Origin of the sequence: Trichocoleus sp. DQ-A1, assembly GCF_039961955.1 — a bacterium.
GTDB lineage: Bacteria > Cyanobacteriota > Cyanobacteriia > Cyanobacteriales > FACHB-T130 > FACHB-T130.
In genome coordinates this window covers 1-20,690 of sequence record NZ_JAMPKE010000006.1, presented here as the reverse complement: position 1 = coordinate 20,690, position 20,690 = coordinate 1, and the positions used below count along the sequence as shown (strand labels likewise).

The 20,690-nt window shown below is 49.3% G+C and carries 18 protein-coding genes, 1 tRNA gene and 1 pseudogene; 4 read left to right on the top strand and 16 right to left on the bottom strand.

From position 1 onward, the window contains the following. Positions 1-8 precede the first annotated feature (8 nt). From fabZ to purC, 4 genes are all read right to left on the bottom strand, one after another. A complete protein-coding gene (gene fabZ / locus NDI33_RS08150; protein WP_190411736.1) occupies positions 9-545 on the bottom strand; it encodes a 3-hydroxyacyl-ACP dehydratase FabZ in 537 nt (178 codons plus the stop codon). 66 nt (positions 546-611) lie between these two features. Beyond that, positions 612-1,457: a UDP-3-O-acyl-N-acetylglucosamine deacetylase gene (gene lpxC / locus NDI33_RS08145; protein ID WP_190673541.1), complete on the bottom strand. Its 846-nt coding sequence runs from the start codon at positions 1,455-1,457 to the stop codon at positions 612-614. 79 nt (positions 1,458-1,536) lie between these two features. Then, entirely contained in the window at positions 1,537-4,044 is a 2,508-nt protein-coding gene (locus tag NDI33_RS08140) for a BamA/TamA family outer membrane protein (protein WP_190411738.1), read from the bottom strand. A 90-nt stretch (positions 4,045-4,134) separates the two neighbouring features. After that, a complete protein-coding gene (gene purC, locus NDI33_RS08135; protein ID WP_190411739.1) occupies positions 4,135-4,875 on the bottom strand; it encodes a phosphoribosylaminoimidazolesuccinocarboxamide synthase in 741 nt (246 codons plus the stop codon). Between the two features lie 401 nt (positions 4,876-5,276). Between purC and NDI33_RS08130 the strand changes: the two genes are divergently transcribed. Next, positions 5,277-5,540, top strand: coding sequence for a hypothetical protein (locus NDI33_RS08130; protein ID WP_190411740.1), 264 nt, complete (start codon positions 5,277-5,279; stop codon positions 5,538-5,540). Positions 5,541-5,595: 55 nt separating this feature from the next. Here NDI33_RS08130 and NDI33_RS08125 read toward each other — a convergent pair whose 3' ends face one another. The 5 genes from NDI33_RS08125 to NDI33_RS08105 form a co-directional block, all read right to left on the bottom strand. Continuing rightward, positions 5,596-8,292 carry a GAF domain-containing protein gene (locus NDI33_RS08125; protein WP_190673539.1) on the bottom strand — a complete coding sequence of 899 codons (2,697 nt, stop codon included), beginning with the start codon at positions 8,290-8,292 and terminating at the stop codon, positions 5,596-5,598. Positions 8,293-8,678: 386 nt separating this feature from the next. Then, positions 8,679-9,788 (bottom strand): glycosyltransferase, encoded by a 1,110-nt coding sequence (locus NDI33_RS08120; protein ID WP_190437605.1) that lies wholly within the window; start codon positions 9,786-9,788, stop codon positions 8,679-8,681. A 241-nt stretch (positions 9,789-10,029) separates the two neighbouring features. Next, the gene (locus NDI33_RS08115) at positions 10,030-11,184 is read right to left on the bottom strand and encodes an NAD-dependent epimerase/dehydratase family protein (protein ID WP_190427239.1); all 1,155 of its coding nucleotides are present in this window, start codon (positions 11,182-11,184) and stop codon (positions 10,030-10,032) included. Positions 11,185-11,223: 39 nt separating this feature from the next. Then, positions 11,224-11,451 carry a hypothetical protein gene (locus NDI33_RS08110; protein ID WP_190673536.1) on the bottom strand — a complete coding sequence of 76 codons (228 nt, stop codon included), beginning with the start codon at positions 11,449-11,451 and terminating at the stop codon, positions 11,224-11,226. A 29-nt stretch (positions 11,452-11,480) separates the two neighbouring features. Beyond that, positions 11,481-12,071 (bottom strand): chromophore lyase CpcT/CpeT, encoded by a 591-nt coding sequence (locus NDI33_RS08105; protein WP_190411745.1) that lies wholly within the window; start codon positions 12,069-12,071, stop codon positions 11,481-11,483. A 79-nt stretch (positions 12,072-12,150) separates the two neighbouring features. Here NDI33_RS08105 and NDI33_RS08100 point away from each other — a divergent pair, with 79 nt between their 5' ends. Beyond that, the gene (locus tag NDI33_RS08100) at positions 12,151-13,068 is read left to right on the top strand and encodes an ADP-ribosylglycohydrolase family protein (protein WP_190673533.1); all 918 of its coding nucleotides are present in this window, start codon (positions 12,151-12,153) and stop codon (positions 13,066-13,068) included. Between the two features lie 171 nt (positions 13,069-13,239). On the opposite strand, the gene NDI33_RS08095 is transcribed toward NDI33_RS08100, so the two are convergent. Together NDI33_RS08095 and NDI33_RS08090 are read right to left on the bottom strand one after the other, a co-directional pair. Beyond that, on the bottom strand, positions 13,240-13,620 hold the full coding sequence (locus NDI33_RS08095; protein ID WP_190527540.1) for a surface-adhesin E family protein: 381 nt from the start codon (positions 13,618-13,620) through the stop codon (positions 13,240-13,242). A 119-nt stretch (positions 13,621-13,739) separates the two neighbouring features. Then, positions 13,740-14,918, bottom strand: a complete 1,179-nt coding sequence (locus NDI33_RS08090) for an esterase-like activity of phytase family protein (RefSeq protein ID WP_347275856.1) — start codon at positions 14,916-14,918, stop codon at positions 13,740-13,742. 150 nt (positions 14,919-15,068) lie between these two features. Between NDI33_RS08090 and NDI33_RS08085 the strand changes: the two genes are divergently transcribed. After that, positions 15,069-16,397: a tetratricopeptide repeat protein gene (locus tag NDI33_RS08085; RefSeq protein WP_190673530.1), complete on the top strand. Its 1,329-nt coding sequence runs from the start codon at positions 15,069-15,071 to the stop codon at positions 16,395-16,397. Positions 16,398-16,923: 526 nt separating this feature from the next. Here the strand turns inward: NDI33_RS08085 and NDI33_RS08080 are convergent. The 5 genes from NDI33_RS08080 to NDI33_RS08060 form a co-directional block, all read right to left on the bottom strand. Then, on the bottom strand, positions 16,924-18,171 hold the full coding sequence (locus NDI33_RS08080; protein ID WP_190673526.1) for an aminotransferase class V-fold PLP-dependent enzyme: 1,248 nt from the start codon (positions 18,169-18,171) through the stop codon (positions 16,924-16,926). A gap of 29 nt (positions 18,172-18,200) precedes the next feature. Continuing rightward, positions 18,201-18,272: transfer RNA gene (locus NDI33_RS08075), tRNA-Asn, on the bottom strand. 110 nt (positions 18,273-18,382) lie between these two features. Next, positions 18,383-18,931, bottom strand: a complete 549-nt coding sequence (locus NDI33_RS08070; RefSeq protein ID WP_190411750.1) for an NYN domain-containing protein — start codon at positions 18,929-18,931, stop codon at positions 18,383-18,385. Between the two features lie 121 nt (positions 18,932-19,052). Continuing rightward, positions 19,053-19,730 carry an ABC transporter ATP-binding protein gene (locus NDI33_RS08065; RefSeq protein ID WP_190411754.1) on the bottom strand — a complete coding sequence of 226 codons (678 nt, stop codon included), beginning with the start codon at positions 19,728-19,730 and terminating at the stop codon, positions 19,053-19,055. Between the two features lie 23 nt (positions 19,731-19,753). Continuing rightward, complete coding sequence (locus NDI33_RS08060; protein ID WP_190411751.1) at positions 19,754-20,020, bottom strand: hypothetical protein; 267 nt, start codon at positions 20,018-20,020, stop codon at positions 19,754-19,756. A gap of 428 nt (positions 20,021-20,448) precedes the next feature. Between NDI33_RS08060 and NDI33_RS08055 the strand changes: the two are divergent. After that, positions 20,449-20,690 (top strand): annotated as a pseudogene (locus NDI33_RS08055) (photosystem II D2 protein (photosystem q(a) protein)); the annotation flags it as partial.

The window sequence follows — 20,690 nt, the reverse complement described above, 5'->3', positions numbered from 1 at the left end:
TGACTGTTTTAGTCAACGATGGAAAACATCAGTTCGCCTTCTGTAGCCAATTGACCATCGACTTCGGCACGGGCGTGCATCTTTCCAAAACGACGCCGTTTGACACACAGCAGTTCCACGGTCATGACTAGCTGATCTCCCGGTACTACGGGGCGACGGAAGCGGACTTTATCAATGCCAGCAAACATAAATAAGCCGCTTTCAATATCTGGGAGTTGGGTCAATACGATCCCGCCCACTTGAGCCATTGCTTCCACAATTAATACCCCAGGCATAATCGGACGACCGGGGAAATGCCCTTGAAAATGGGGTTCGTTAAAGGTGACATTTTTGATGCCCACAGCCCTTTCTCCGGGCACGTACTCGATAATCCGATCCACCAATGCAAAAGGATACCGATGGGGCAGCAATTTTTGAATGTCTTCGATCGTCAGGATGGTTTTGGCAGCAGACTGGCTGTTTTGTGCTGTTTCTTCCCCGACATTCTTGGCTTGGGGCGTCGCAGTCTCAGCATCGGGTGTATTGACTTCAATCAGTGTGGACATGGGCTGTATGACAGGGATTAGAGGCTAGGGGCTAGAGTTGCGATCGCGCAGCCACTTTACACAGGCTCACTCAGTGCCACTCACAAAAGGGAGTAACTGCTGGGTGAGTTGAATATGCAGGTGATGGCTGGCTTTGTAGGCGAGGATATGAGCTTGCGGGAAATATCCCAGTAAACTTAAATCCCCTACTAAATCTAAAAGTTTATGACGCACTGGCTCATTTGAAAATCTTAAGGGAGGATTAAGCCATTCTTGTGAATCGCAAACCAGGGCGTTTTCTAAACTTCCGCCTTTTATTAAACCTGCGGCTTGTAACTGCTCAATTTGGTGCGCCAGACCAAACGTGCGGGCGGGTGCGATCGCTTCGGCAAAATTTTCTCGCCCCGGCGTCCAGCTGTGCCACTGGTTGCCAATCGCTGCTGAGTCGAAGTCAATTCCGTAGGAAAAGCGCAACTCCGGTGCAGGTAGGGCGGCGACAAAGGCATCGCCTTGATAGACCCATACAGGTTTTTCCAGCTTAAAAGTTGAATCGGGAATTAATTCATCGTTCTCTACCACGCCTGCTTGCGCGATCGCTTCCGCCCAAATCAGGGCTGAGCCATCCAGCAGGGGCACTTCCGGACCATCAATCTCAATTCGAGCGTTATCAACGCCGCTGCCTGCTAAAGCGGCTAGCAGGTGTTCCACAGTCCGAACCCGCGCCTCTCCACTGCTAGCAAGTTCGGTGGAGAGGGTTGTCTGACTGACTGCTTCCACCCGCGCTGGAATCACGGGTGCCCCAGCCAGGTCAACTCTGACAAAGTAACGTCCCTCTCCAGCCGCCGCTGGTAGCACTCGGACATGGGTAGGGACGCCGCTATGTAGACCGACGCCAGATTGTTCAAAAGATCCTTTTAGCGTGTGTTGTTTCATAATTAAAAATTAAAAATTAAAAACTAAAAATTGAAGAAATTCTCCTAATTTTTAATTTTTAATTTTACATTTTTAATTTTTAGAATCTCTCCCCAATTCCAAAGTGGAGGCGGCTGTCCCCTTCGTTATTAAAACCATAGTCGATGCGAATCGGGCCGAGGGGAGATTGCACACGGACGCCAAGACCATAACCAAAGCCGCTTCCGGGCTTACCCCGCACCCCAGCCGGATCTCCGGGCACGGTGCTACCAGTCCCGAAATCGGTTGCGGCATCGACAAACAAAGCACCGCCCACAATCGAGAAAATCGGGAAGCGATACTCTGCGGTCGCTTGGATAAAGCTGCGACCGCTGCCGACATCTCCTTCCTCAAAACCCCGCACCGAGTTACTACCGCCTAGAGAGAAAGCTTCATAGGGAGGTAAATCGCCGAGGACGGTTCCGGCTTGAACGTTGAAGGCGAGCGCTTGTGGCCCTGGGGAGAAGTTCGTATATCTGACAGGAAGATAGTAGCTATAGCTACCGCGCAGACGGTTAAACAGAATCCCTCCCACACCTACGGGGAGAGACTGTTCAACGCCTAGGCGCAGTAGAGATCCAGAGGTCGGAATTACGGCGCTGTTCCGGCGATCGCGCACAACCCCAAATTGCAGGGTCAACAAGTCGTCTTTCCCTTCCCCACTAAAGCTCAAGTCGTTGCCTAGCTCATCCTTTGGGCTAATGTCGCCGTCGGAATTTCGGATCGAAACCCGTTGATACTGCAAGCCCAGACTCGCTCTCCATTCTGGATCTGCAAAAACATCTCGGGAAAGCGGACGAGTAAAGGTGACGCCACCCCCCAATCGCAGGACGCGGGGTCTGTCTCCATCGGGCAATTCCACCTCTGTGTCACCGCCATCAAAAATCAGCGAAATGGATCGGCGTCTGAACCCATTGACGGTGTAGGAGGTCCGGTAAGGATCGCCAGCAATCCAGGGATCTGTGAAGTTGACATCAAATAGCAGTTCTCGCTGACCGACCTGCAACTCTGCCCCCAGCTTCTGGTTATTACCCCCCAGATTTTGCTCTTGATAGCTAATGGTGCCGAATAATCCACTGGCGGAACTAATCCCAGCACCCGCCGCCACTGAGCCGGTGTTCTTCTCAATCACGTCCACGACCACCACTACTTTGCGCGGATCTTGCCCCGGTCTGAATGAGAGTCGCACATCTTCAAAGATGCCTAAGCGAAAGACTCGGCGCAGATCCCTTTCGGCTTTCGTCCGGTTAAAGACTTCTCCAGAATTCAGTTCAATTTCTCGCGTGATGATGAAATCGCGGGTGCGACCCCGGATGGGTTGACCCTCATCATTTGCGGGTTGTCCGTCTTTGTCGAGAAAGCGGACTTCGATATCCTCAATCAGTCCTTCTGCTACCTCTAGACGTACCGTACCATCCTCAGCAATCTGGGGTGCGGCAACTACTTGTGCCAAGTCATAGCCGTTTTCTTTGTACCACTGGTTTATTTTTTTAATGCCTTCTTGCAGTTCGCGGATGTTGAGGGTGCGACCATACTGAGGCGCGAAGGCGTCATCGATTACCTTTTGGGGGAGTGCCCGCTGATTTTGGTCGGCAGGGACGGGGACAACCACTACCTGACGCAAAACTGGGTTAGGTTCTACTACAAAGACGACACGGACACCCAGCGGGGTATCCTGTGGCTCTACTCTGGCGTTGCTGAAAAAACCTGTGGCGTAGATGGCATTCACATCTTCCTGTAACTGGCTCCGCGTCGCCGTTTGTCCGGGTCGGGTGCGAATTGCCTCATAAACTTCGTTTTCGAGATCCCCTTCTACGCCAGTAACAACGACTTCACCGACTAACACTCTGGCTTCTGGCTGGTCAGTAGGCGCAGGTTGTACCGTTTCAGGCGTTGTTGCAGGTTGTCCACCTTCAGGGGTTGGTACAGGTTGTTCGCGTGGCTCTGGCAACTCAAGATTCGGCTCACCAGTCGTCCCTGGCGTGAGATCGAATTCAATGGTATCCGGCGTTTCTTGTTGCGGTGTTGATTCTTCGCCGGTGCGCGGAACCACTGGCTCTGTTTCCGGCGTGGGAGACGATGGAGATTGGGTTGTGGGAGTTTGGCTGAGTACGGATGAGGGGGATTTTGCCCCTACAGGCTCTTTTGTTGTTGGAACACTCATGGTGTTAACCACCACGTTATTGGCTGGTGGCGGTTCCCGACGACTGCTACTGGCGACCTCTACGCGCTCCGGTTTAACTGGGACGTTAACTGGGACGTTAACTGGGGCGGGTGCGGTGGTGGAGCGTGTAACAATCTCTGTGAGGCTGGACGACGGTCTAAGCGCCCTCCCAGGCGGTGTTGTCTCTGGGGCACTCACAGCATTGACGACTACGTTATTGGTTGGTTGAGATTCTGGGCGATCGCGTCCTGCGTCAGCCTGGGTCTGCTCAATATAATCGCCATACCACGCTGTTCTCTCGGAGGTGTCCGACGAAGAATTTGTCGTTTGCCCTCTGGCAGGAAATGCTACACAGCAGGCAGATGAGGCAGCCAAAATCGTCAATAAAAAGGGAGATAAGCGCATTCTTTTACTCGTTTTCGACACTTCCACACACATTGAAAATAGAGACAAAAGTAAAAAAGCAAAAAGCCAAAGAAAGAATTTTTTCTGCTTTTACTTTTTACGGTTTACTTGTTCGAGAACTCTTTTTAGAACTTGCTGGTAGGCGTCTTCCACCTGCCCCAAATCCCGACGGAACCGATCTTTATCTAGCACTCGCCGGTCGGGATCGTCTTCAGACTCATCCCAAAGACGGCAGGTATCGGGGCTGATTTCGTCTCCCAGTCGTATCTCGCCATGCCGGTCAACGCCAAACTCCAACTTGAAATCCACTAGGGTAATCCGGCATTGGTGAAAAAAGTCTCTGAGGATTTCGTTAATCCGCAAGGCGCTACTTTGTAATTGGTCAAGCTGTTCTGGTGTCGCTAATTTCAATAACATCAAGCGATCGCGTGTTAACAAAGGATCTCCGAGATCGTCATTTTTAAAATAAAATTCCACCAGCGGATCGGGCAGGACGGTACCTACGGGCAACCCTGTTTGTTGACACAGACTTCCCGCAGCAATGTTCCTGACCACCACTTCTAGGGGCAGAATCTTTAACGCTTGGACGCGCATTTGGTTGGGTGCCGGACAGTCAATGAAGTGGGTCGGGATGCCCACTGCTTCCAAAACCTGGAACAAATAAGCGGCAATGGTGCAGTTAATTTCACCTTTGCCGATAATCTGACCGCGCTTTTTGGCATTAAAGGCGGTAGCGTCGTCTTTGAAGTGAGCCAGCAGAATGTCCGGATCGTCCGTGGTATAGAGAATCTTGGCTTTGCCTTCGTAAAGGTTGGTTGATTGGGCGGACATGGAGAGTCGTTATTTGTATTAATGGATCGTCGGCAGCAGCACAGAAGATTTTAATGCCTTAGGAGCCGAATGGCGTCAACATCTGGGCATCTGCGAGTAACTGGCATAATCTTTGATTAAGATAAGGTTAAATTTTGATTAATTTGTAATTAAAATAAGCGCAGCCCTTTGTGCAAAGATCACAATAGTGGTCAAGACTCGAACAAAACACCCGGTAAATCCTGATTCCAACAGCGGGCGATCGCAAGAAAGTTCTACCGACTCCAAGGTGGATCGGGCAACGGTCGGAATACCTCCCTGTTTCTGTTGCTAGCTTTTCCAGCTTGGGCAAAAAACAGGATTAACGATTGGTTCGTTTCTCACGCCAGTAGGTTGAGTAGTTTATCCCAAGGAGGTAATCTATGGCAGACCGCTCTGATTTTCTGTATCCTCGTAGTCGTTACTACGGTCAAGTCAAGCCAGAAAACCTGGTTTTTAACGCAAATTTGCAGGAATTTGCTCAACGGGTGAATTTCATCTGCAACCTGGAAACTGGGGGGAAAATTTCATCCTCCGAAGCCTACGAACAAATTAAGAGTCTCTGGAAGCAGTTGAAAAAAACCAAAAAGCAACTCGCCATCGGTGAGAACCCTTTCCAGAGTGGAGAGGATAATCCGGAAAGGTGAGTGCAAAAGGGCAGCGTCTAGAGAATTTACACCAATTCGCGAATAGCGATTAACCTCATTTGCTGGTCATCGTGTGGACTCCGTCCCAGGCATCTGAAGGCGGTTGCCGAAGGTAGTTCTTACACCGTTCCAAGTGGACGGTGACTGCCTGATCGGTGGGTCGTAGGCTGTAGGCGTCCTCAAAGTAGGCGATCGCTTTCTGGAAGCTTCTTCCCGTGTAGGCTGTACGCCCAAGATGATAGAGATCGAGAAACTTCTTCGTGGAGTCGTCGAGATGCTGTCGATGGTCGCCGATCAACTCGTAAATACTAACGGCGGTATTTTTGCCCTTGACGCGGATTTTGTCTAACTCTCGCACCAAGATGCGATCGCGGCACAAGTTGTAGGTAAACTCGCTCAAGATAATATCGCAGCCGTACTCCTTGGTGACGCTTTCCAGGCGAGAACTCAAGTTCACCCCATCCCCAATCACCGTGTAGTCCATCCGTTTGTGGGAACCAATGTTGCCGGAAACGACTTCTCCAGAACTTAGTCCAATGCCAATATGAATTTGCGGCTGGTTTCCAAATAAACGGCGACGGTTAAACTCTGCCAACCGGCGGCGCATATCCAACGCCGACTGAACCGCCATCCAAGCATGATTTTCTGCCAAAGGCAGGGGCGCACCAAATACCGCCATCAAGGCATCGCCGATGAATTTATCTAAGGTGCCTTCGTGGTTAAAGACTGCCTCTACCATCGTTTCAAAATACTGATTCAGCAGCGAAACCACTTCCGAAGCCCCTAAATTTTCCGTCAGAGTGGTGTAGCCCCGGATGTCAGAAAATAAAATTGTCACCTCCTTGCGTTCGCTCATCATCAGCGCTTTATCGCCCAGTGCCATGACTTGCTCTGCCACTCTAGGCGTCATGTAGCGATACAAGGTAGATTTCATCCGTTTTTCGTGGCTGATGTCTTCCAAGACCACCAAGCCTCCTCTGACGCCTCCTTCCGGGTTGGTAAGGGGATTAACGGTGAGATTCATACTCCGTTCAATTTCCTGGACTTGATCGGCACTCAAAATCTGATGACAACTGTGGGTGGCGACAGTGCCAGGACTGCATGATTCATTCCAGGGAATGAAGATGTTTGGATTGAGGCGATCGCGAATTGCCAGAATATGGACTCCAGTGGGTTCTCCCTCCGAGTGAGTCGCTTCCGAATTGAGAACTTCTGCTACCTGCTGACACTGGGCGCATTGTGCCTGCACGGACAATTCTGGCATTGCTCCTACGGCTGCTACTGACGGCTGGTGGTTCTTCTCTACATACAATCCCACTGTCAGGGTTTGCTCCGGCACATATTGCTTGGCACCCGTCTTCAGACTATCCTGGAGGCGAAACTGGAGATGTTCGATGGGCACCACATCCCAAACGAAACGACCGATTAGTTTCTGCTCCCACAGATGCTTGTTGTTTTTACCCGTGGTTTCCCGAATTGGGCACCCCAGCAACTCCAGTGCAGCTTCGTTAATCGTGACAATCCGTCCCTGCATATCTGTAGAGATGACTGCATCTGAGAGACTTTGCAGGATATCTTTTTGATACTGCTTTTCCAACAACACATTCTCGAAGAGCTTGGCATTTTCCAGCGCAATTCCCGCCTGGATATTAAATGCCTGCATAAACTCTTCATCTGAACTCGTGAAGCTGCCGGGTTGCTTGTTAATTAACTGCGTAACGCCGATTAATTCCATTGATGAATTAAACACCGGCATACACAGAATATTGCGTGTCAAATAACCCGTCCGTTGGTCGGCGCTGGGATCGAAACGCGGATCTTTATAAGCATCCGGGATATTTAGCGGCTGACGAGTGGAGGCAACATAACCGGCAATTCCTTTGTTAGAAGGAATGCGAATTGGGATGATCTCCGTGCCATCTTTGTTGGCAACTTTCGTCCAGAGTTCTCCCGTTTCTTTGCTCAGCATAAATAGGGTGCTGCGATCCGCCTGCATCAGATCCCGCGCTTGCTCCATCACAAAGCGCAGAGTTGCTTCCAAGTCAAGACTTTGACCGAGATAGGTGGTTGCCCGCAACAGTGCCTCTGCCCCCCGCTGCTTGCGTGCCGCCATATAAAACGATTGGCAGCTTTCTAGGATAATGCCGATAGAGGCAGCAAAGTCGCGGAATCCCTGCTCATCCTCCTCGGTAAACGGCCCATCCCCAGCTTTATTTAATAGCTGAACGACCGCAACAATCTGGTTTTTGCTGCTATAAATCGGCATACAAAGCAGACTGCGGGTTCGGTAGCCCGGTCGCTCGTCAACTTCTTTGTTAAAGAGTGGGTGAGAGTAAGGGTCTGGAAGATTCAAAGATTCGCCGGTGCTGGCGACGTGACCGGCAACGCCAATATTAATGGGAATCCGGATTTGTTTGGTGGCTCTCCCAGTCTCCGTATCGGGAATTTTTGACCAAAGTTGATTTTTTTCTTCGTCTACTAAAAAAATAGTGGTGAGGTCTGCTTGCAGAATCTGACCCATTTTGAGGGTAAAGGCGTCCATGACCTGCTCCAGCATGGTTTCCAGGGCTTCGTTGTTGATCATGTCGATCGCCCGCAGAAACTGCTGGAACTCAGCGGTAATAAAGTCGAGTAAGCAGATAAATTCGCCGAATGACAGGTCTTTGACGCGCGAGGTCAGGGCGCTAGTACGATTGAGTTGCGTAAGCTGAGTTAACGTAGCCAGAACGCTGCCGGTATTAGAGAGTGTCATGGGGAGAAGCATTTGCAAGCTGTGGTTTTAGCTGTTAGCTGTTATTAGTATGCGATTCACACTTTTTTTTAGATTCAATTTAGTCAAAATACCCGTAAAAGCCTAAAATCGCGATTAATTCTGTAAAAAATAGCCGAAAAACGCAAATTTTCGCATCTTTACGGGGAAAAGCGTTGTTCAATCTGGGTTTGTTTGGTCTCCACCTACTGAGCTAATCGTTAACGCTTAAAAAATAAGCACCCACTAACTTAATTTAACCTCGGAGACCTGAAATCCTCATCCGTAGTGTTTAGGAATATGTATTAAATAGGAGCATTTCAGGGTTCAGTTATCAGTTGTTTTTCGGAAACCCTGACTGCTGAACCCTGACTGCTAATGATTGATTGTTAATGAATCGCTGATTCGTAGTAATTTTGCAACTGGCGGGTGGCGGCAGCCCAACCCCAGCGTTCGGCTTCGAGGCGGGCATTTTGCCGTAGGGTTTCCCGTTCTTCTTGATGGGCCAAAAGGCGCTTGGTAGCAGCGATCGCTCCCTCTTCATCTTTTGGGTCAAATAAGTAACCGTTAACGCCATCGGTAACGATATCGGGAATCCCTCCGGAACGCGCGGCGACAACGGGACATCCGGCTGCCATCGCCTCCAACAGCACTAATCCTAAAGTTTCTGTGCGCGAGGGAAAAATAAAGGCGTCTGCTGAGGCAAAGGCTGAGGCGAGTTCAACGCCGGTCAGATAGCCGACGAAATGGGTGGGTGTCCCGGCAAAGTGTTGTTGCAAGGCTTGTCGATGGGGGCCATCTCCCACTAAGGCGAGACGCGCGTTGGGAATGGCTGCTAGGACGGGCTTAATGCGGTCAATTTCCTTTTCTGCGCCCAGACGCCCTACGTAGAGTAATAAGGGGCTTTCCGGGTGTCCTTGGCTAAGACGCGATCGCATTTCTCGGCTTGATAAGTGGGGCTGGAATAATTCTGTATCTACTCCTCGCTGCCACAAATCCACTCGCTGGATGCCGTGACTGGTAAGTTCCTGCACCATCGCCGTAGAAGTACAGAGATTTAGCCGCGCTTGATTATGGGCTGATTTGAGCAATTCCCACAGCACACCTTCTAACATTCCCAAGCCGTAATGCTGGAGATACTGGGGTAAATGGGTATGATAAGACGCTAGTAAGGGAATCTGCATCGCTTTGGCGTAATACAGACCCGCTAGTCCCAAAATAGCTGGGTTGACAACATGAATGATATCCGGTTGAAACTTCTCTAGTTGATAACCAATGGAGGGGCGAGGAAAAGCCATTTTCAACTCTGGATACCAAGGCAACGGGAAGCCAGAAACTCCGTAGATCCTGGCTCCTTTATATTCGGTTAACCCCCCATCTGGGGAAAAAATCAGCACTTCGTTGCCGCTGCGCTGTAAATGTTCAACGGTGTGGCGCAGGCGCGTCACAATGCCGTCAACCTTGGGCAAAAAGGTTTCGGTAAAAAGAGCAATTCGCATAATTCAGTGCTGAGGGATGAGGACTGAGGGCTGAGTGATAGATTTAAGCGCGATCGCGACTGAGGGCTAAGGACTCAATGAACGGTCAAGTCTGAGGAGTTATTAAAGTTTATCTGTCTTTTCAATGCAACAATTCAACCCAACAAATTGCTTGCCAGTTGCCACTCTCTCCTCTATTTTTCTTTTCACTCAGTCCGTGCTTCGCACCGCTTCGCTAACAGTCCTCAGTCCTCAATCCTGATTACTGACGGTGCCAAGAAACTTTGGGCATGATCTGATTTTTATCGACGCGGTGCTGGTACTTGACGGCAAAGTTGAGCAACGAGTCGAGTAGGGCGTCGGATAGATAGTGAGGTTGTAAGCCGAGATCGAGCAAATTGGTGTTTTTGGCGTTGAAGTAGTGTTCTTCTTTCTCGACTCTGGGATTGTCGAGGTTGTGGATATCAACATTCAGTCCCAAGGAATTCCCGGCTTTTTTCACCATTGCGGCTAAGTCACCGATGCTAAATAGTTCGGTGAATTGGTTGAAGACGCGGAATTCGCCGGGTTGGGCGGGGTTAGCGATCGCGAGTTCCATACATCGCACTGTATCTCGAATATCCAAAAAGCCTCTCGTCTGACCGCCTTTCCCGTACACCGTCAGGGGATGCCCAATTGCTGCTTGGATACAAAAGCGGTTGAGTGCCGTCCCAAAGACTCCATCGTAGTCCAGGCGGTTAATTAACAGCTCATCCATGCCCGTCTCTTCTGTCAAGACGCCGTACACGACGCCCTGATTCAAGTCGGTGGCGCGTAGCCCCCAAATCCGGCAAGCAAAGTGGATATTGTGGCTATCATGAACTTTGCTGAGGTGATACATCGATCCGGGCTGCTTCGGATAGGGCAAAGTATCCTTACGCCCGTTGTGTTCAATGGTGATGTAGCCTTCTTCAATATCAATGTTAGGTGTCCCGTACTCGCCCATCGTCCCTAATTTGACGAGGTGACAGTCGGGGAAATCTTCTTTGATCGCATACAGCAGATTCAGCGTCCCCACCACGTTGTTCACCTGGGTGACGACAGCGTGTTCTCGGTCAATCATCGAGAAGGGTGCCGAACGCTGTTCGCCAAAGTGAACGATTGTCTGTGGTTCAAACTGGTGCAGCGCTGACTGGAGGAACTCGTAGTTAGTGATATCCCCAATAAATAGGTCTATGGATTTGCCGGTGAGGTCCTTCCAACGCTGAAGGCGTTGTTGAATGGGTGCAATAGGGGTTAGGGTATCTGCGCCTAGTTGCATATCCCAGTGACGCCGCACCAGGCTGTCTAGAATGCCGACTTCGTATCCTCGACTGGAAAGATAAAGCGCGGTTGCCCAACCGCAGTAGCCATCACCGCCAATAACCAAGACTTTCATACGGGTTCAATTAATCTTGCTTGCCAACACTCGGTAAATTTACCAGGTAATGGTACCTTCTAGACCATCGAAGTGAATTCCTTCTGAGCGATCGCCGGTACACCCCATCGAGCTTGTAGTCGTTTGCTTCTTTCTCGTATTTCTTCCCTCCTTCGTCATCAATCTTTGGGAGGAAAGCGTTGTTGTCCCAGTGGCGGCGACCCAGCCATCAGATGTGAAAGTGTCTCCAAGACCTCCAGATTGAAAGTTGAAGGTTCCTAGCGACAAGGAACCTTCAACCTTTAGCTTTGAACCCTTTACACCTTCACTTCCTCGGCAAAACTTCCCCAACGGACGAACTCGAAAGGACCCCCGACCGATCCCCAAATATGCTCATCGGTTTCGGGATCGCGTCCCCGATCGAGACTGATAAACCTGTTTTCGTCAATCTCAAAGGTGCTGTCGAGATAGGTGTTTTGACCTTTGCGAACCACCATACAACCTTTACCGGGTTCGACGTAACCTTTGAAGCTGTGACCTGTCCATTCGACGATCATGTTACAGCCTGGTAATTTTTCCAGTTGGTCTGCTTTGAGGTTATGCAGGCGCTTGGGGTCGCGGGAGGCACCATAAAATTGTTCTTCATTCTTAACTGTGTAGTTTTCAATTTCGATGCGATCACCATTCGTAATTAACTTTAAAACCCGCAGCCGATATGGGTCATTAATCATATAGTCATACGCTTGTTCCACCAGGAAACTCACGCCCGACAACAGTTCCAGGGGTAGGGGACGCATACAGACGCGGATATGGGCAAAGATGGGAGGATTTTCAAATGCTTGTGCTTGGTTGCTGAAATCTGCTGCCATCCAGCGAGCTAAGGTAGCAATATCAGTAGAATGCGTCATTGTTTATTAAAATACCGTTGTTGAGAAATGATCCCCCTTATTTTAAGATGCGCGATCGCTCCTCCTAAAGTTTCTTGAAATGATGAAGCTACTAGAACGAATGCAGTTGTCCTTGACAGGGCTTTCGGTCGGAGATGCCTTGGGTGACAGGTTTTTTGGGCTGGGAGAGGAACTGCGCGAAAGAATCCAAAGGCGTCAAATTCCTCCAAAACTCTGGCGCTACAGTGACGATACTGAAATGGCACTGTCTATCGTGGAGACGCTGTGTCGCTATGGGAAAATAGACCCCGATGCACTTGCCGCCGCGTTTGCCGAACGCTTCAATCCTAATCGCGGTTACGGTGAGGGGGCGCAACAGTTGTTAATTCGGCTGCAATGGGGCGCAGACTGGCGCACAGAAGCTTCAGAGATGTTCGGGGGTACTAGTTCTTATGGCAATGGTGCGGCGATGCGGGTGGCACCATTAGGCGCTTATTTTGCTCACGATCTAGACGCAGTGAGAGAAAACGCGATACTCTCAGCGCAACCAACACACGCTCATCCAGAGGGAATTGCTGGAGCGCTCGCTGTTGCAGTTGCTGCTGCGATCGCTTACAGGGTGGGTGAAGGTGAATTTATGTCTGGAGAGCAATTTCTCCAACAGGTTGCTCTGAATGTCCCGGAAAGCGAGATTCAGAGCAGCATTCGGCAAGCGATAGATATTCCGAGCGATCGCTCTCCACCTGTGGTAGCGCAACAACTGGGTTCCGGCTACAAAATTTCAGCTCAAGATACGGTGCCTTTTGCCCTGTGGTGTGCTGCCCATCATCTGGAAGACTACCAGGAAGCTTTCTGGGCGACAATTAGCGGTTTAGGCGACATGGACACAAACTGCGCCATTGTAGGCGGGATTGTCGCCCTTTCCGCACGCCAAAAAGGAGTCCCTACCCCGTGGATTCAGGCGAGGGAACCGTTGCCAGATAATTTTTCAAGCATTTTTGCTGGCGAAAGTCATTAAAAATGCAAAATCAAGTTAAAAAACTGAACGCGCTACCCGTTTTAGGTAGATGCACAGGAGATACACACAAGATTTTCTTGCTCCCCTCTCCGTGAAGGTCGAGTGGCGGGGAGTGAAGTTTTTCTTATCGCATTCAAATAGGTTTAAGCTGAAGAAAAAATTCCCTTTTTGTTATTTTTTTTTAGGTTCCTCTATCTGGGCTGGGCACACTGCTTGATAGAAATCCCCGATGATACTTCCCGATTGAATTTTTGCTTCTAGCAGCTTGTCGTTTTTACCTACATCGATATCCCCGACAATCCGACCGCTTTGGTCAAAACGAATAGACCGACGCCATCGGAATAAGCCTTTTTTACACTCTATTGCATGATAATTGTCCACCCCAATCGCACCATCTGCTTCCGGAGCTTGAAACAGATTCCGTCGCCAGAATTCTACAAGATTTCCCTGACGCACAATCCGCGCATCGTCGATATAGATAGGGGTGTTGTCGAGGGTTTTGCTTACGGGCACCCAAGCCGCGATCGCTCTTGACGTAGCAATCATTGTCATCAAGCTGATCCCGGATACTATAGCGAGACGCGAATGTTGAAAGGTAAACAACTTAGTCATGGGATTGCAAAGATTATCGAGATGAATTAAAGGGTGATAAATGCAAGCGTCAACTGTTTTTAACGCTTACTTTTGAGTCGGAACAATAGGAACTGAGTCGTCTGTTTATCTTGGAAATTATCATCACTGACTAGAAGTAAACTTTGGCTGCCATCCGGCAAGCGGGGGCCAAAAGTCATGCCTTCCAAATTGCCCAACGGAATGCCTATTTCATCCAAGTCCAACAGCAACTTTTTCTTCACTGGCTCAATGCCGGTAAGCTCACCTTTAAGGCTGGGAACACTAGAAATATCTGTTGCCCCGCCCATTGCTGCCTGATAAATTCTCACCCTGTAACCTAACAGGCTCAAAGAACGTTCCAAGGTGAGGAAGTGCCCCCCTGCATCTAAAGATAAAAATTCCGGCAAGCCATCTTTGAGTGCCCCACTTGGAGGCGGTTCCATTTCATATAAATGTTCGGCAATCAACAGCGGTGGGCCATCGCTGAGCAAATAGTGCAAGATCCGACATTTTGCTCCCTGCTTTGAACTAATTGCTTCGCTATCCTGCATCAATGATGACTCAGTGGCAGTAAATAGACGAAACGGTTCCCCGGCTGCTGGGAGAGTACCGACGGGATTGAGGGTCAGGGCTTCAAACCCCAGGTTATTCTGGATGCCACGAGTCTGGGTTGTATTGCCACTGACGTCGGGAAGATAGCGTTCCGGGATGGGTAAGTTCTGCCGCAGACGTCCAGTTTTTAAGTCAAACTCCCCGATAAAGGGGGCAATGCCATCGCGGGCGACCCCTTCGCTAGAAATAAATACTGATTGTTGAGGAGACAGAGCAATCCCTTCCGTATCCACCGTACTTTTGGGATAGGTATTGCCATCTTCCTTGGTTAGAAAAGTAACGTCCTCAACTTCTACTTTCTGGATGCCAATTTTGCCATCGCTGGCGTCATCGATAACCATGTTGAGAGTGTAGAACCGGGCTGGGGCAAACTTACTGCGGTCATCTGAAATTGCGTAAAAACGGTTCTGCTTCCGGTCGTAGGTCAGCCCCGATAAGCCAGAAACAGGTGTATCCTTAAATTTCGTCTTGGGTAGCTGGTATTCCCCCAAAAAGTCGAGGGATAGATCCAGAAAAACTCGATCTTGCGTCATTCCTGGCTGGACTCCGCAGGAAGTGACAAAAGTCAGTAAGGCGATCGCTATCCCCAGCACCCAAGATCGTGGTCTAAATTGCCCACCGTTCACCAGCTTTCTCCTAAACTTCACAACAAGCGCGGAAACTATCGCTTTACTGTAGCAGTCAGTTGGGTGAGAAACGCTACAACTTCTGATATTAACCAGGTCTGCTTGTATAGTTTGTTATTAACAATTTAAACTGCTCGCGCTAAAAATATTATGCAGAATTTGCTTGCTCGTCTGTGGTTGCAGCAACGTCGCTCAAGCGCTTTAGGACTGGGAATTGCTGCCGTTTTGTTCCTACTGTGTTCTGGTTCTGCCGGATGGGCAGCAACTGCGGCGGATAATAAACCCAAACCCAACCCCTTAGAGATAACGACACCCGATCCACTGCTGCCGCAGCCGCAAGTAGATCGTCCCCTGACTCCTGGAGAAATCAGCCAATTCAGGCAGGCTCTGGATGAATTAAATGCTCAGGCAGCTGCTCAGCTTAAAGCCGGTAATGCACCGGCAGCGTTTGAAATTTGGTATCGGGAATTGCGATTGCGGCGATCGCTAGGGACAGTGGAAGAGGTGGAAGCGCTAGGACGAGTTGGAGCGATCGCTTGGGAAAATAATCAAAAACTTGATTTGCAAATCATCACCAAGCGTTTGCAAGCAATTCAGGATCGGGCTTTTGGCAGGACACCAGAGCCGAAAGGCAAAACGCCGCGCCAGCAAACAAACTTGAATGGAGGCAAAACTGAAGAAATTGTTTTGTCTTCCCCTGTCTCGGCAGTGGACATAAAGCTGTTGCAAGCTTTGGGTCAAGCTTACCAGCAGATACGACTGCCAGCCCCCGCGCTGGAGGATTATCAGCTGTTGCTGGCTGATGCACGGCAGCGCCAAGATAAAGCCACAGAAGAGGCAATGCTGAAAATCATTGCCCAATTGCACCTGAACTGGTTTGATTATCCTAAGGCAGCGGCAACTTATGAGGAATTGCTGAGTTTTGCCACTCAACAGGGCGATACGGTCAACCAAGTGGTTTATCTGCAACAGCTGACTTACATTTACGACAAGGCGAAGCAACCGGAAAATTCTTTAAAAGTGAAGCAACGGCTGGCAGAAAGTTACCTCGCCATTAATGATTTAACTCAGATACCAGCGTTGAAGATAGCGATCGCTACTGATTACGAAGCTCTCAAACAACCAGATGAAGCGAGTAAAAACTACCAAGAAGCCTATAATATAGCGTGGTCTTTACAGCAGTTTGCTTCTGCCAGCGAAGCTTTGAAGAAACTAGGAGATCTCTACCGAACTTATAAACAACCTGAATATGCTTTGCAGGTTTATCAAACTCTTTTGCAGGTAGAGCGGCAGTCCTACGATTACTATAACTTGATGAAAACCTACGACCAAATCGGTCAGATTTATCTAGAACGCGGGGACTTAGCGCCAGCAAAAGCAGCGTTTGAACAAGGGTTGGAATTAGCAAGGTCGTTAAAGTATCAGGAAACTTACTTTGCCAATCAGCTAGCGCGAGTGACTCAGCAAGGTTCGCAGTAAATATCAGTTCAGAGAAGAGCGATCTCTTGTTATCTATAAGCCGCAAGCATTTCCAATCCCTAGTCAAAAATGGTCTAACTGGGCATTCTGCCCTTACAGGCGTTTGTCCCAGCAAAACAGAAAGTTTTATATTCCTTCAGAGAGAGCTAAGACCTCAGGAAGTTTCCCACCGAAGATTGATTCTGTTTGTTTTGGAAATTGATAACTTTATAAACATAAAGACAGCGCGGTTCTGAGCCTAAATATTAAATATTAGAACTGCTATCAAAATTATCTCCCTTCCTGAGATAGTCTTTCTCCCTTGGTTATAGACTTCTGTGATTTGGTGTTTGCTCTTAGAGCCAAGTAGAAATGCTTGGTTCGTTTTTTTTATCACAAAAAGAGTACATCTTACTTTTGTAAAAATGCAAGCGTGAGTTAAGTCACGGTTATAGAAATCAAGAAAAAAACTGTAAAGGTAAGGTTAATTTCTATCTTCCAGGAAGGTTTTCTGGATGTTTTAGTGGCTTACATCAGTTGTCTTTCGTCAGCTAGACAGTAATTCCACAAGCGTTTTACCTAGATATTCATACTGCGCCGGAGTGTTGTAAAGCTGAGCTGAAATCCGAATCAGCTGTTTGGGAGGTGCAGGCCAATAAATCACCGGCACCTGAATCCCAAAGCGATCGCATAACGCATCTTGTAGTGGCGGCGTTATTTGCATTTCTCCTGGGCTGTCCGGTATTTCATCCGGCAATGGTACGGTTGCCATCGAACCAATCATCTCATCGGGACACGGTGGCGACACCTGTAGCGTTTCGCAAAGTAGTTGTCGTGCTGTCAAAGCCATTGCTCGGTTACGCGCCATTAATTCGGGCCATCCACCCGGTAACAGCGAACCCAGAAACCGGATAGCTTCAGCAACACACAGATAAGCGCTGGGATCGTCGGTGCCCATCCAGTCGAATTCTAGATGAAAGCGCGATCGCTCTTTTCGGGGCGAGTTGGCACCATGACTAATCGTTAGCGGACGAATTGCCGATTGCTTGTCGCGCCGCACATATAAAAATGCGGCTCCTTTGGGGGAACACAACCACTTATGACAGTTGCCAGTGTAATAAGTCGCTCCGAGTTCCCGCAGATTCAGCGGCAGCATCCCCGGCGCATGGGCACCGTCTATCAGTGTATCCACGCCGCGCTCTGCCAGTTGGTGAGCGAGTTGCTGGATAGGAAAAATTAGCCCTGTCTGGCTGGTTACATGATCTAGCAGCGCTAGCTTTGTTCTAGGTGAAACCCGTTCCATCACAGCTTCGATGACTTGTTCTGGGGATGTGATGGGAAAAGGTACTGTCGCCACGACTATCCGCGCCCCAGTCCGACTGGCAATGAAATTGAGCGCATTGCGACAAGCATTGTATTCCTGATCTGTCGTCAGTAATTCGTCGTCAGGGGAGAAAGCAAGCGAGGCATCGCTCGGATCGGCTAAGCCAAGCGATCGCAATATCGCATTCACTCCAGTTGTTGCATTCGGGACAAATACCAACTCTTCTGGATCAGCACCCACGAACTGAGCTAACTCATCCCGCGCAGCATCCAGCAGCGGCTCAAATTCGCGCACAAAAAATCGCAAAGGTTCCCTTTCCAGTTGCGCTCGGAAGCGTTGTTGGGCTTCCAGAACTGGTAGCGGGCAAGCACCAAACGAACCATGATTCAGGAACGTTACGGCTGGGTCAAGCGACCATAACTTCTGAAATTCTGAATGACGAAGGATGAAGTCTGAAATTTTCTCTTTCATGCTTCATCCTTACAATTAAATTAATTAAACTCCCCAGGCAAGATTCGAACTTGCGACCAATCGATTAACAGTCGATCGCTCTACCACTGAGCTACTGAGGATCGTTCACTCAATCTTTTCAACAGTTACTAATATTAGCGAGTGCCAATATAACTTGTCAAGCCCTTTTATAGTTTTCTGAGAAATTTTTTTGAGCCGAATGAATGTTCAGTTATTTCTGGTTCAAACGCCACTCAGCCAGACGCTCGCGAGCTTTAGCATCCAGGGAATTCGCTAAAAAACGCCCCGACGAATGTTTCTTGGGTCTATTTTTGCGTATAACCGCACGAGCGGTTAATTCTACGTCGTAACCCAGCTGTTGCGCTGACATCCATTCTGCGCCATACCCCACTACTGTTAATTGCTGCGCCCGATCTGATGTAGCGACAATCAAGCGCCGTGCCGATCTGTAGGGATTGTAACGAAAGGAGGCACAGGTTTTTTCGATGTAAGTATCTGCTGTCTGCCCAAAATCCGTGTAATAGACTGATAGCTCGTGGGTGATAGATTCACAATTACTGCGTGTGTCTTGATACTGGGCATCAAATACAACTTGAGTTTCAAAGCCCTTAAAAGCGCTGTAATTGACCAAAGCCTCAATTAATTCAAGACGAGCGGCTTCTAGCCCATTGCGATCGCGGGTTCTTTGCAGGTAAGACCATAGTCCAATGACGTTGTAGCCGTCAACGAGCAAAACAGCCTGCGGGGATGGGCGTTGCATTGTTTTAAGCCAAGATTTTTTAGGTGAAAATAACTATTTCATCATCTTAACAATATAGTCAAGTCAGTTCTGTCGTCCTTTTTGCAGAACTAGGCAAAGCCTGCCCAAAAATAGTTTTTGGTTACAAGGAGGAATCTTGGGTTTGCAGGAGGCGTTGTCTTAAGCGTTTGGGTTCTCCTCGATCCACTACGCAGCCCTGCTCTAGTAAGAATGCCCCGTCGGCATAATTTAACTCATCTAATCGATGCGTGACCCAAAGGGCAGTCAGACCCCGGCTTTTCACCAAGCTTTGCACTTGCGCGACTAAATCCAACTGAGAATCCGGATCGAGCAGGGCGGTGGGTTCATCTAATAGTAAGACTTCCGATCGGCGGGCGATCGCACCGGCAATGGCAATTCGCTGTTTCTGACCCCCACTCAGAGCATAGATGGGGCGTCGTTCCAGCGCGAGTAAATTAACCGCTGCCAGTGCTTGCTCTACCCGCCCGCGTATCTCAGCGGGCGAGAGATTTTCCTCCACCAGCCCAAAGGCAACATCAGCCCCGACTGTTGGCATCACCAACTGATGATCGGGATTCTGGAAGACAAAGCCAATTGGGTTTAATATCTGAATTTCTCCTGCTTGGGGACGCAACAGCCCAGCCAGTAATCTCAACAATGTTGATTTTCCACTGCCGTTGGTGCCCAAAAGCATCCAGAATTCACCCTTGGGCACCTCCAGAGAACAGGAATCTAAGACTTTCTCCCCTTTAGGCCAGTTGAAGCAAAGGTCTTTGACTTGAATGGCAGGCTTGACCATTTCGACACCAGCAGGAAACGTGTTCATTCAGCGAGGGCGAAGAAGCCGGGAGGTCTTCCAGCCGATGCTGTGCTGGATTTCTGAGATATCTGAACGGCAACAATCTCGCTACTGAGAATGCCGATTTTTTTCTCCGGCTGGCGTTCGCAAGTGAGTTCTAACAGTTGCGCGTTGCCAGAGCGGATTGCATTCAGAATTTCTTGGTAAACGCTTTGGGCATCTTCGTCTGACTTCCGTTGCACCGACAACGACATCGGCGTATTTTTCAAAATTAGGTCGATTGTAAACATGAGTTAAGCAATTGCAATTAAATATCGGCTCCACATCCCTAGTATCTCAGACGCGAGCCAGTTGCTGCCCGATGGGAAAATTCGTTGAGCAGGGGAGAAAGGATTTCATCTTCGCCTCTATCTTGGCGTTGGTAAGTTTCGCTAATCCTTTACTAGCCTGGACTTTAAGCGCACTCACCCCCTGAACTGTCGCGAGTGATGAACATCTGCGATCGCATCTGTCGCCCCTACCGCTAAATATTAAAATGAGTTAAATAAATTTACCCAAAACTGTGCAAGTTGGACATAATAAGATTAAACTCAGTAAAGAATCGTAAACTAGATTGACATCCTAGTTTGTTTTCTGCGTAGCCCATCTAGTGACAGATGGAGCCAGCAGAAACCGCGATGACTGTACTTATAACTAACCTGTTTGGAGATTTGCTGTCATGACTATCGCAGTCGGACGCGCGCCGAGTTCAAGAGGGTGGTTTGACGCCATTGACGACTGGCTCAAGCGCGATCGCTTCGTATTTGTCGGCTGGTCCGGCCTACTGCTATTCCCCTGCGCGTATCTGGCGCTAGGCGGCTGGCTCACCGGCACCACCTTCGTCACCTCCTGGTACACCCACGGACTCGCCTCCTCGTACCTCGAAGGCTGCAACTTCCTCACCGTCGCCGTCTCAACGCC

Excerpts from the sequence above, each read along its gene's own strand:
- NDI33_RS08100 (WP_190673533.1), top strand. The coding sequence starts at position 12,151 with ATGATGAAGCTACTAGAACGAATGCAGTTGTCCTTGACAGGGCTTTCG.
- NDI33_RS08070 (WP_190411750.1), bottom strand. The coding sequence starts at position 18,931 with ATGCAACGCCCATCCCCGCAGGCTGTTTTGCTCGTTGACGGCTACAAC.
- NDI33_RS08120 (WP_190437605.1), bottom strand. The coding sequence starts at position 9,788 with ATGCGAATTGCTCTTTTTACCGAAACCTTTTTGCCCAAGGTTGACGGC.
- NDI33_RS08105 (WP_190411745.1), bottom strand. The coding sequence starts at position 12,071 with ATGACGCATTCTACTGATATTGCTACCTTAGCTCGCTGGATGGCAGCA.
- NDI33_RS08125 (WP_190673539.1), bottom strand. The coding sequence starts at position 8,292 with ATGACACTCTCTAATACCGGCAGCGTTCTGGCTACGTTAACTCAGCTT.
- purC (WP_190411739.1), bottom strand. The coding sequence starts at position 4,875 with ATGTCCGCCCAATCAACCAACCTTTACGAAGGCAAAGCCAAGATTCTC.
- NDI33_RS08140 (WP_190411738.1), bottom strand. The coding sequence starts at position 4,044 with ATGCGCTTATCTCCCTTTTTATTGACGATTTTGGCTGCCTCATCTGCC.
- fabZ (WP_190411736.1), bottom strand. The coding sequence starts at position 545 with ATGTCCACACTGATTGAAGTCAATACACCCGATGCTGAGACTGCGACG.
- lpxC (WP_190673541.1), bottom strand. The coding sequence starts at position 1,457 with ATGAAACAACACACGCTAAAAGGATCTTTTGAACAATCTGGCGTCGGT.
- NDI33_RS08095 (WP_190527540.1), bottom strand. The coding sequence starts at position 13,620 with ATGACAATGATTGCTACGTCAAGAGCGATCGCGGCTTGGGTGCCCGTA.
- NDI33_RS08080 (WP_190673526.1), bottom strand. The coding sequence starts at position 18,171 with ATGAAAGAGAAAATTTCAGACTTCATCCTTCGTCATTCAGAATTTCAG.
- NDI33_RS08065 (WP_190411754.1), bottom strand. The coding sequence starts at position 19,730 with ATGGTCAAGCCTGCCATTCAAGTCAAAGACCTTTGCTTCAACTGGCCT.
- NDI33_RS08115 (WP_190427239.1), bottom strand. The coding sequence starts at position 11,184 with ATGAAAGTCTTGGTTATTGGCGGTGATGGCTACTGCGGTTGGGCAACC.
- NDI33_RS08130 (WP_190411740.1), top strand. The coding sequence starts at position 5,277 with ATGGCAGACCGCTCTGATTTTCTGTATCCTCGTAGTCGTTACTACGGT.
- NDI33_RS08085 (WP_190673530.1), top strand. The coding sequence starts at position 15,069 with ATGCAGAATTTGCTTGCTCGTCTGTGGTTGCAGCAACGTCGCTCAAGC.
- NDI33_RS08060 (WP_190411751.1), bottom strand. The coding sequence starts at position 20,020 with ATGTTTACAATCGACCTAATTTTGAAAAATACGCCGATGTCGTTGTCG.